Source organism: Kribbella sp. NPDC050124, from assembly GCF_044460355.1.
Classification (GTDB): Bacteria; Actinomycetota; Actinomycetes; order Propionibacteriales; family Kribbellaceae; genus Kribbella.
Genome location: NZ_JBITJU010000001.1, coordinates 110659 through 121297 on the forward strand (window position 1 = coordinate 110659; position 10639 = coordinate 121297).

Genomic DNA, 10639 nt, shown 5'->3' on the forward strand with positions numbered 1-10639 from the left:
GACCCCCATAGAGGGCATTATGGATCACTGGGAGTCCCATGCCCGGGGACGATTGACAAGCAAAGGCGCAGATGAGCGAGAGCAGCAGCCCGACCGACGACCTCGGAGCCCTGGCGGAGCGCGCGAAGGCCGGGGACAAGCACGCGATGGACGACCTGCTGCGGCTGGTCCATCCGCGCGTCCTGCGGATCTGCCGCAGCGTGCTGCCGTACTCCGCGGACGCCGAGGACGCGGCCCAGGAAGCGCTGCTGAACATCGCCACCAAGATCCACACGTACTCCGGGCGCAGCAGTTTCTCCACCTGGGTGCACTCGGTCGCGGCCAACTCGGCGCGGTCGACGTACCGGAAGCTGAAGCGCAGCGCGCAGGCGGCGCACAACCCGGAGACGATGGAGAAGCCGGACCCGCGCACCACCAGCGTGATCGCCGGCACCCGGCTGGACCTGCTCGAGGCTCTGGAGACCCTGGAGCGCGACCGGCCGCAGATGGTGACCCCGCTGGTACTGCGTGATGTCTACGGGCTGTCGTACGAGGAGATCGCCGCCGAGGTCGGCGCTCCGCTGGGCACGGTGAAGTCCCGTATCCACGACGCCCGCGAGGTCGTCCGCCCCCTGCTCCGCCCGAAGGACTGAGCACTCGGGGGTAGGTTTGGGGGCTCCCGCAGGCGGGCTGGGGTGTGCTCAGATGGGGGCATGAAGAAGCTCATCAACGAACCTGGTGATGTTGTGAGTGAGGCGCTGCGGGGGATGGCGGCAGCGCATCCGGACCGGCTGCGGGTGGATCACGAGAACCGGATCGTGTACCGCAAGGACGCGCCGAGACCCGGCAAGGTGGGGCTGATCTCCGGTGGCGGGTCGGGACACGAGCCGATGCACGGCGGGTTCGTCGGGCTCGGGATGCTGGACGCGGCGTGCGCGGGCGAGGTGTTCACCTCGCCGGTTCCCGACCAGATGATGGCGGCGACCAAGGAGGTCGACGCGGGCGCCGGTGTGCTGCACATCGTGAAGAACTACACCGGCGACGTGATGAATTTCGAGATGGCCGCCGAGCTCGCCGCGGCCGACGCCGGCACCGAGGTGCTGTCGGTGGTGACGAACGACGACGTCGCGGTCCAGGACAGCCTCTACACCGCCGGTCGCCGCGGGGTCGGTGTGACCGTGCTGCTGGAGAAGATCGTCGGCGCCGCCGCCGAGGAAGGCCGTCCGCTGCAGGCGGTCGCCGACCTGGCCAAGAAGGTCAACGACAGCGGCCGCAGCATGGGGATGGCGCTCACCTCGTGCACCGTCCCGGCGGCCGGCAAGCCGACCTTCGAGCTGGCCGAGAACGAGATGGAGGTCGGCATCGGCATCCACGGCGAGCCCGGCCGGCAGCGGTTGCCGCTGGCACCGGCGAAGGACATCGCGGCGATGCTGGTCGACCCGATCGTCGGCGACCTGCCGTACCAGCAGGGCGACTCGGTGATCGCGTTCGTGAACGGCATGGGCGGCACGCCGCTGATCGAGCTGTACCTGATGTACAACGAGGTCGCGCAGCTGCTCGACCGGGCCGGCATCACCGTCGCCCGCTCCCTGGTCGGCAACTACATCACCTCGCTGGAGATGGCCGGCTGCTCGGTCACCCTGCTCAAGGCGGACGACGAACTGGTACGGCTCTGGGACGCACCGGTGAACACCCCCGGCCTACGCTGGGGCGCGTGAGCATGGGAGTCGACAACTTCGTCAACTGGCTGCGCGACACCGCGGGAACCCTGCACGACAACGCGGCGTACCTGACCGAGCTCGACTCGGCGATCGGGGACGCCGACCACGGGGCCAATATGGACCGCGGGTTCCAGGCGGTCGTCGCGCTGCTGGACGAGTCCTCGTTCGACTCGGTCGACGAGTTGATGAAGAAGGCCGGGATGACGCTGGTCAGCAAGGTCGGCGGGGCGAGCGGGCCGCTGTACGGCACGTTCTTCCTGCGCTTCGGGACCGCGCTGGCCGGAGCCGACCTCACCCCCGCGACGATCGGCGAGGCCTTCAAGGCCGGGGTCGGCGGCATTCTCGCGCGTGGCAAGGCGGAGCTCGGCGACAAGACCATGTACGACGCCTGGGCGCCGGCCCTGGACGCGTACGACGCTGCCGTCGCGGGCGGATCCGATCTCGCCGAGGCCCTGAACGCCGCCGCGGAAGCGGCGGCCAAGGGGCGGGACGCGACAGTTCCGCTGGTCGCCCGGAAGGGTCGCGCGAGCTACCTGGGCGAGCGCAGCGCCGGGCATCTGGACCCGGGTGCGACGAGCACCACCCTCCTGCTGGAGTCCGCCGCGCGTACTCTCGCATGATCGGGATCGTGGTGGTGTCGCACAGCCACGCGCTGGCGACCGCCGCGGTCGGCCTGGCCGCCGAGATGGTTGCCGACGACAACCGTCCGGTGATCGCGGTCGCGGCCGGGCTGGACGAGAAGACCTTCGGCACCGACGCGATGGCGGTCTCGGAGGCGATCACGGCGGCCGACAGCCCGGACGGCGTACTCGTCCTCCTCGATCTTGGCAGCGCTGTGCTGAGCGCTGAAATGGCGCTGGAGTTCGTGGATCCCTCCTTGGTTGAGCGGGTGCGGTTGTCCAGCGCACCGTTGGTCGAGGGTTTGGTCGCCGCCGTGGTGACTGCATCAACTGGCGCCTCGCTCGACGCGGTAGTCGCGGAGGCGAGTCGCGGCCTCGCCGCCAAACAGGAGCACCTTGGCGACTCAAACGCCTTGCAGACCGAGGCTCTCGCCGCTTCTGACCAGACCATTGAAGTTGCAGTGAGCAACGAACACGGGTTGCACGCGCGTCCGGCGGCGCGACTCGTCGCCCTGGTCAACTCCTTCGACGCGGTGGTCACGCTCACCGACCTGGACACCGGCCGCGGCCCGGTAGACGCAGGCAGCCTGAGCATGGTCGCCACCCTGAACGCATTGCAGGGCCATCGGCTTCAGGTCGGCGCGAGCGGCCCACAGACCGCGGAGGCACTCGCCGCGATCGCGAACCTGGCCGAGCAGAACTTCGGTGACTCGCCACCCGCAGGTGACGCGACGGACAGTGCCGTGGGAGCCAGCGGTTCCGGGCTTGATGTGGCGATCGGGCCTGCAGTGGTTGTTGATGCGGAGGTCGATCTCAGCGGCTACAGCCCTGGCGACGACGAGCAGCGGCGGCTCGAGGAAGCCTTGGATGTGGCTGGTGGGCAGCTCGAGCGGCTTCGGGACGGCAGCACCGAGCACGGTGGCATCTTCGATGCTCAGTTGGCGATGTTGCGCGATCGGAAGCCGCTGGGAGACATCCGGGCGGCGATCTCGGCGGGCGAGTCCGCGGTCGCAGCGTGGAAACAGACGTACGACAAGCTGGCGAGGGTGTTTGAAGGGCTTGACGACGCGTATCAGCGGGAGCGGGCGCAGGATGTCCGGTCCGTGCGGGATCGGGTTCTGCGTGTGCTCACGGGTGACGTGGTGGAGGGGCCCGCGGAGGGGATCCTCGTTGTGCCTGAGTTGGATGCGGCGACGGCGGCGACTGTGGACGCCGGGCGGGTGGCCGGGATTGCGGTGCGGGCGGCTGGGACGACTGGGCACGGCGTGATAGTGGCGCGGTCGCGCGGGATTCCGTTGATCACCGGGATTGGTGACGTCGCCGTGCCGGCGGGCGCAATCGTGGCGTTCGACGCGCGGTATGGATCGTTCGAGGTCGCGCCCGACGAGGTGACGATCCAGGCCACGATCGCCGAGCGACGAGCCGAGCGCGACCAGGCCGCCGCGCTTGCCGATCGGCCCGCGACCACAGTAGACGGCCGGACGGTCGACGTACTCGTGAACGTCGGCTCCGTGCAGGATGCCGTCGACGCCCGCGGGGCGGACGGATCGGGTCTGGTGCGGACCGAGGTGCTCTTCGGCGACCGCCGTACGCCGCCGTCAGTCCTGGAGCAGGTCGAGCGGTTCCGGGCGGTCGCGACTGCGCTGCAGGGGAAGCCGATCACCATCCGCACCTGGGACATCGGGGGTGACAAGCCGTTGCCGTTCCTGCCGCAGGACCACGAGGCCAACCCGTTCCTGGGCGAACGCGGCATCCGCGTCTTCCGGCGCCGGCCACAACTGTTGCGCGAGCAACTGGAAGCGATCCGCCAGGTGGCAACGGAAACCCCGGTGCACGTGATGTTCCCGATGGTGACGACGGCCGACGAAGTCGCCTGGGCACTCGACGAACTCGGACCACGCCCCGACGGGCTCGAGGTCGGCATCATGGTCGAGGTCCCCGCCGCCGCCCTCCGGATCGAGACGCTTGCCAAAGGCCTCGACTTCGTCAGCATCGGCACCAACGACCTCACGCAGTACACAACCGCTGCCGACCGCACCAACTCGGCTGTCGCCCCACTGGCCGACGGTCTGGACCCCGCCGTACTGCAGCTGATCGACCACGTGGTCCGGAACGCCGGCGTGCGGGTCGCGGTCTGCGGAGACCTGGCCAGCGACCCACAGAGCGCCGTACTGCTGGCAGCCCTTGGTGTGCAGGAGCTCAGCGCGGTCGGACCGCAGATCCCCCTCGTCAAGGCGCTACTGCGCCAGACCGACCTCGCCCAGGTCCCAACAGCCCAGGCCCTCAAGGCCAGGGACGCCACAGAGGTGCGTCAGCTGGTACGGCGGTAGTACAGCAGCTCGACCAGGTTGAAGCCGGACGTCCGCGTCGCCTTGGTGGGCAGCGTGTAGCTCTGACCGGGCTCCAGATAGGTCACGTCCGGGCTGTCCAGGTCCAGGTCGACCACGAGCGCCGGATACGCACCTGTGTGCCACGTGTAGGACTCCCCTGCGTCCGGCGTGACGTGCTGGACGCGTACGTCGTCCTCGTCCACGACCACCTTGACCGGGACCTCGCCGACCTGCTCGAACCCGGCGTCGGCCGGCACACCGGTGATCCCGAAGTACGGGTCGCCGGACGCCTCCTCGCCCAGGTCGAGCACCTCGATCAGGCGGTTGACGTAGAGCGACTCGCCGTCGTTGGTGAGCATGTGCACCAGCGACACAGGCCGGTAGACCGAGCCGCCGACTGTCTCGTTGAGGTGGCGCGCCGGGCTGCCGTCGAGCCAGTCCATGTGACACGGGGATGTCGACAGGCAGAGCACGACGTACGGGTTGTGGTGCAGGTGCCAGCCCTGGGCCTCGCCGGGAGCGAGCGAGACCTCCCAGACGCGGACGCGTGAGTTCTTCAGCAGCACGCGAGTACCGATCTCACCGAGGACGACCTCGGTCCCGTCCGGGGCGAGGACAGTGGTGCCTGCAGTCATGGGGCGTTCTCCTCATCGATGGGGCGTTCCATGGCTACACCACCGAGCAGTACACCGTCCGGCATGGGCAGCTCGACGGTCTCGACCTCGGTGAATCCGAAGGCCCGGTACAGCGGTACGCCGGGCAGTGTGGCCATCAGTGCGAGTCGGGTGAAGCCCTCGGCCTTGGCAGCGTCGGCACAGGCGGTGAGGATCGCCCGGCCGAGTCCACGCCGGGTCCAGTCGCTGCGCACGAACATCGCCCGGATCCGGGCCGGCTCGGTCGCCGGGTCCAGGAGTCGCTCGTCGGCTCCCGCCGTACTGGCGTTGAAGAGCTTGTTGCGGCGACTCCAGCCGCCGCAGGAGACGACCTCGCCGTCGGCCTCGTGCACGTAGTACGTGCCGTCCTCGATCAGCGCCAGGTCCAGCGTGGTGATGTGGTCGGCCGCGCTCGCGGTCTGCTCGGCGTCGTAGTACGCCGGGAACAGGTCCAGCACCGACGCCCGCGCCAGCTTCGCGATCGCCGGACCGTCCGCACTCACCGCGAGCCGCAACACAGCCTCCACGGACCACAGGCTAGTTCCGCAACACCCGCACGGTGAAATGGATTGGCCCGGACCCCATCGGCCTCAGGGTCGGCGGGAGCGTTTGGACTTGCCTGCCGCCCACCGGTACGCCACCAAGGTCCACAGCAGCGCGGGCAGCCCGAAGATCGCCGCGGCGACCTCCCGGCCGAACACCAGCAGCACCAGCCCGGTCAGGAAGAACGGCGCAGCCAGCCAAACCGCTCCGGCGAACGCAGCCCACCGCCACCGACTCGGCTTCCGCGGCCCCGGCTGGTACAGCGACGGCGTCGGGAGCCCGGCGAAGACCGGCTGCAGATCCGCGTGCGTGACGGCGTCGTTCAGCCGGTCGATGCGCGCGTGCAACTCGTCCTCGTCCAGCCGCCCGACGGCGAACTGCTCGGCCAGCTCGTCGGTGCAGATCCGGCGCTCCTCCTCGGTCAGCCGGATAGGGGCCATCCTGCGCCGCGCAGCCGCGACCCGAGCCTCCTGCCCAGCCGCAGCCGCAAGCCCCATCAGCTCCCCCGGCTTGACCGGCCGCCGCTCCACCATCCGCCTCACCTCACTCGTCCCCATCGAGTGTGCCAGACCGTCCCCGACGCTCAACCGACTCGACAATCACATCAGCCAGCCTCGCCAGGCCTTCCGGATCCAACCGGGCCAGCTGTGGCAACGACTCGTACCAGGGCGCATCCAGCATCGCGCGAGCCAGCAATCGCCGGGCCCGCTCCGGCTCGGCAACCTCCGCGATCCGGCTCAATGCCGTCCCCCGATCCTCCGGATACCTGGCCCCCATCGCAGCCTTCTCCGCCTGTTCCAGCCAGCGCTTCACCCGGGCGTCGGCCGGGTCTCCCACGGTCTCCGCCAAGGCGCACAACAGCTCGGCAGACGTCGCGTCCGGCAGCTCCCGCTGTTCCTCGAGCCGGACGATCTTCTCCTCGGCGAACGCGAAGTTTCCGGCTTCGCCCGCGGCCCGGACGACAGCAGCTGACAAGCTCCGGCGAACCAGCGAACCGCCTCGGTCCGCGAGCCGATCCGCCAGCAGGTAGTCACCGCTCTCGGCGGCCGCTTCCGCCACCGACCGCCAGGCGAGGTTCTGATCCACATCGTCGATCGAGGCGATCAGTCGCTCGACCAGGGGCAGGTCCCCGGCGAGGACGGCGTCCTCCGCCCAGGAAGTGATGGCCCACCGCCGGTCTGAGTTCCGGACGATCCGATGGAATGCGGCCAGTGCCTGCTCCGGCTGGGACAGTTTGCGGTAGGCGTCGCCCAGAGTCCGCCACCCCCGGTCCGCCGCGTCGTCATCGGGCAACGACTCGACCCCGGCTTCCAACGGGGCTAGCAGCTCGGTGACTCGCTCCTCCAGACCCGCCACGACGGCCGCGGCGACGATGCGTTCCCAGATCGGGAGCCGGGCGCTGTCCGGGACAACGGCCTCCGACTCCGCGATCGCCTGCCCCACGAACTCCGTGACCTGCTCCGGCCGACCCTTCTCGGCTGCCGCCGTCATCCTGTCGACGAGAGCCAGCGCGCGATCCGCAGGGTCCGTCAACCGGGCGACCAATCGCTCGGCGTCGTCGTGTCCACCCCGTGCCGCCGCCCCGCGGACCGCGGCGAGCATCCGCTGCCGCCACTCGGGATCGGCCAGGCCGGCGACCAGCCTTTCCGCGGCTTCATGGCTGCCCGCAGCGGCGAGTGCCACCAGGGCGGACCGCCGCGCCGCGGCCTCCGCCGGCGGGATCCCGCTGCCGTCCGCCGCGGTCAGAGGTCCGCACAGCTCGGCAGCCAAGGCCTCGCCGTCCGCGCGGTGCCGGATGACGCGGACCAGCAGTTCTATCCGGCTCAGGGGGTATTGGACCCGCCGGGCAACGGCCTCGGCACGCTCGTCCTCCCCGGCCACGAGCAGCATCGAGACCAGCTGCCACTGGATCGGTTCCCGCCGATTCTCCGGGGAGATCACCAGCACGACGGCCGCGGCGCGTGCCAGGTCGCCGGACCGCGCCAGGATCTCGACCAACCGCTGCAAACCGCCGTAGGTAGGATGCTCGACCCCGCGTGCGGCGCCGTCCTGGACCCAGGTCGCGAGTTCGGCGCCCCGATCCGGCCGGCCGGCCGCGACAGCCACGGCCGCCAGCCGCACAACTTCCCGGTACAACCTCTCCTCGTCAACCACATCGACTTCCGGACCAGCCGCGAGCCGGTCCGCGATCGCCGCGCCCTCGTCGACGATCCTCAGGGCTTCGTCGTCGTCACCGGCAGCCTGTACCGCCGCCGCGACCTCGGCCAGCGCCTCGAGCCGGACGAAGTCATCGGCCAGGCCGACGACAAGGGCCCGCGCCCGCGGTAGGTCTCCCTGCCGCGCAGCGCGGCGGGCGAGGCCGGTCACCAGCCGGTTCCGGGTGCTTCTGTCCGTCACCTGGGCGAGCACGCTGCCGGCAGCGTCGAGACATCCGCCGCTGATCAGGCCCTGGACGAGCGCTTCCGTCGCCCGCTGCACTGCACCGTAGTCACCATCACGCCCGAAGCGCGATCGACCCGCGTCGATCAACGACAGTGCCCGAGCTGTGTCGCCGAGCCGGCCGAGAGTCTCGACGACGTCTCGCAGTCGCGACCAGAAGTGGTCCTCCGGAGTGAGACTCTCGAGCAGACGGGTCGCGGTGTCGACGATCGCGTCTGCTGCCGCCTGGTCACCGTTCCGATAGAGCCGCTCCGCCCCGTACATCAGGGTGTCGGGCAGCTCGACGGGCGCCTCGGCCGTCGGCTGCTCCGGACCCTGGCCAGGAGCTGCCGGTGAGATCGACAACTCCTGCTCAGCCCTGCGCCGATGCTGTCCGGTGAGACCGCCGATCATCGACTGCGCTCGCTCGGCCAACTGCCCGGCCAAGGCGCGGTCCCCGGCGATGTGCGCCTTCCACACTCTGCCGAGCAGAGCGAAGACACCCAGGTACGGATCACCGATCAGCTGCTGTGCCTGCTCCGCAAGGCCGTCGCCGACGTTCGCCAGTCTCGTCATCGCGTCCCGGACCTGCTCCTCATTGGTGGCTGCAGGCAACACTGTGAGAATGCGAGCGGTCAGTACGTCGATGCGCTCGTCGTCCCCGGCACGCTGGGCTTCCTCGAGGAACGCGATGAGCACGCGGAGAACCTGATCGGGGTCGTCGCTGGTCTGCACCAGGCGCTCGAGGCGGCGTACGTCGCCGATGTCGCGCAGGGCCTGCGTGACCCGGTCGACAGCTCGCCGCCGCTCGGAGTCGGCGCTGATGCCGTGGGCGAGCTCGTTCGCCTTCTCGTCCTCCCCGAGCCGGACCCACAGGGCCGGGAGATCCGTCGGCAGCCGCGAGCTTCGTTCCTCGAGGTGTTCGCGGTGCAGGGCCAGTCGGGCCAGGAAGCCCAGGTTCGGGCGGTCGGTGGCGAGGACAGCGTTCACGATGCCGGCGAGCTCGATGCGAGCGCCGTAGTCGCCGCCGGTGATGCTGAGCAGGCGGTCCATGCGGGCTTGGTCGGCGGTGAGCGCGACCGCGCGATCGAGGTCGCCGAGGTCGAGCAGCAGGCCCGGATAGCCGCGGAGCAGGTACTCGGGGGTGTCCGCGGGCCAGCCGTTCGCGGCGACCTCGTCCGCCCAACGCTTGAGGGACTCACGGTGGCCGACGAGTTCGGCCGGGTCGAGGGAGCGGAGCGTTTCTTTGCGGAGTTCTTCGTGGGCGAGGCCGAAGGTCTGGGTGTCGGAGGTCCACCGGCCCGGGCGGCTGATGAAGGTTCGGCCGATGGACGACTGGATCAGTTGGCCGATCTCGTGGCGGGTGCGTTCAGCCAGAGTGGCCAGGTCGGCGACAGTCAGACCACCACCGGCCGCGGTGAGCAGTCCGAGGACTTTCCGGGCGACGGGGTCGTTGAGGAGGCGGCGCAGTTCGAGGCTTGCGGTGGCCTGGTTGGCCTTTGCGTGCCGGGATGCGGTCAGGGTGTGGATGTTCGCGGCCGAGCGAAGCGGATGGTCGCCGCCGACCTCGGGGGGCAACGGCGGATGTGAACGGCCGGCGACGATCACCTTCAGACCCGGCACCGGATCCGGCGGGAGCAGGGACGCGATCGTGTACGTCTCGGAATCGACCACCACCCCGCGGTCCTCGTCCAAGCCGTCGACGACCAGCACGAGCCGGCGACCGGCGCGTCGGCTCAGCTCGGCAGCCTCGGCCAGCCGCGCCTGCAGGTGACGCGTCCGCACCTGGCCACGGGCGGCGTACGACGATCGCACGCCGAGCAGCGCATCGAGTTGCTCGGTCACCGCCTCGATGAACGCGTCTCGGTTGTTGTGCGGGTTGAACCGGCTGGTGATGAAGAACGAGACGGCGTCGACGTTCCGCGACGGGTGCAGGACGAACCAGGCGAGCAGGGCCGACTTCCCCGACCAGGCGTCCGCGACCCAGCGCCAGTACGTCGATTCGCCGTCCGCACAGAAGGCCGCCAGCGCGGCCAGTTCGGGCTCACGGTCGAGCAGTGCACGCGGCGCCAACTGCCGCACGTCCTCGAGATAGGCCACCCCTCGAGCCGGAAGCACACCCGCCGGCTCAGATCCCGCGAGCTCCGTCGTACCAGGCTCGGCGGCAGCCGTCTTCTCCTCCGCCGGCTCGACCTGGCGGCGCCGGAACAACGGCGCGACCAGCACAACGACCGCCACCACGAGGCTGAGCGCGCTGGCCACTTTGTCGGCCTTGTCGAGACCCACGGCGTACAGGTAGACGGCGAGGCCGCCGATGATCAGCACCGCAAGGGCACGCAGCAGCCAGACTCCTACCCGGCGCCGCCCAGCCAATC

Annotated in this window: 8 protein-coding genes; 4 read left to right on the forward strand and 4 right to left on the reverse strand. The window is 70.0% G+C overall.

The window, feature by feature from the left end; all coding sequences use genetic code 11:
* Positions 1 to 71: 71 nt before the first annotated feature.
* From ACIBL3_RS00595 to dhaM, 4 genes are read left to right on the forward strand one after another with little or no spacing between them, the layout of a single operon-like run.
* Positions 72 to 632, forward strand: a complete 561-nt coding sequence (locus ACIBL3_RS00595) for an RNA polymerase sigma factor (protein ID WP_396351021.1) — start codon at positions 72 to 74, stop codon at positions 630 to 632.
* A 60-nt stretch (positions 633 to 692) separates the two neighbouring features.
* A complete protein-coding gene (gene dhaK, locus ACIBL3_RS00600) occupies positions 693 to 1697 on the forward strand; it encodes a dihydroxyacetone kinase subunit DhaK (RefSeq protein ID WP_396351022.1) in 1005 nt (334 codons plus the stop codon).
* A gap of 2 nt (positions 1698 to 1699) precedes the next feature.
* A complete protein-coding gene (gene dhaL, locus ACIBL3_RS00605; RefSeq protein WP_396352289.1) occupies positions 1700 to 2320 on the forward strand; it encodes a dihydroxyacetone kinase subunit DhaL in 621 nt (206 codons plus the stop codon).
* Positions 2317 to 4650: a dihydroxyacetone kinase phosphoryl donor subunit DhaM gene (gene dhaM / locus ACIBL3_RS00610; RefSeq protein WP_396351023.1), complete on the forward strand. Its 2334-nt coding sequence runs from the start codon at positions 2317 to 2319 to the stop codon at positions 4648 to 4650. The genes dhaL and dhaM overlap by 4 nt, the downstream gene beginning before the upstream one ends.
* Here the strand turns inward: dhaM and ACIBL3_RS00615 are convergent.
* The 4 genes from ACIBL3_RS00615 to ACIBL3_RS00630 all read right to left on the reverse strand — a co-directional run bounded on the left by ACIBL3_RS00615 (position 4632) and on the right by ACIBL3_RS00630 (position 10637).
* Complete coding sequence (locus ACIBL3_RS00615; RefSeq protein ID WP_396351024.1) at positions 4632 to 5285, reverse strand: hypothetical protein; 654 nt, start codon at positions 5283 to 5285, stop codon at positions 4632 to 4634. The two genes, dhaM and ACIBL3_RS00615, sit on opposite strands and share 19 nt — an antisense overlap.
* Positions 5282 to 5830, reverse strand: coding sequence for a GNAT family N-acetyltransferase (locus tag ACIBL3_RS00620; protein WP_396351025.1), 549 nt, complete (start codon positions 5828 to 5830; stop codon positions 5282 to 5284). Before ACIBL3_RS00620 ends, ACIBL3_RS00615 begins: the two co-directional genes overlap by 4 nt.
* 63 nt (positions 5831 to 5893) lie before the next feature.
* The gene (locus ACIBL3_RS00625; protein ID WP_396351026.1) at positions 5894 to 6379 is read right to left on the reverse strand and encodes a DUF1707 domain-containing protein; all 486 of its coding nucleotides are present in this window, start codon (positions 6377 to 6379) and stop codon (positions 5894 to 5896) included.
* 10 nt (positions 6380 to 6389) lie between these two features.
* Complete coding sequence (locus ACIBL3_RS00630; RefSeq protein WP_396351027.1) at positions 6390 to 10637, reverse strand: hypothetical protein; 4248 nt, start codon at positions 10635 to 10637, stop codon at positions 6390 to 6392.
* Between the last annotated feature and the right edge of the window lie 2 nt (positions 10638 to 10639).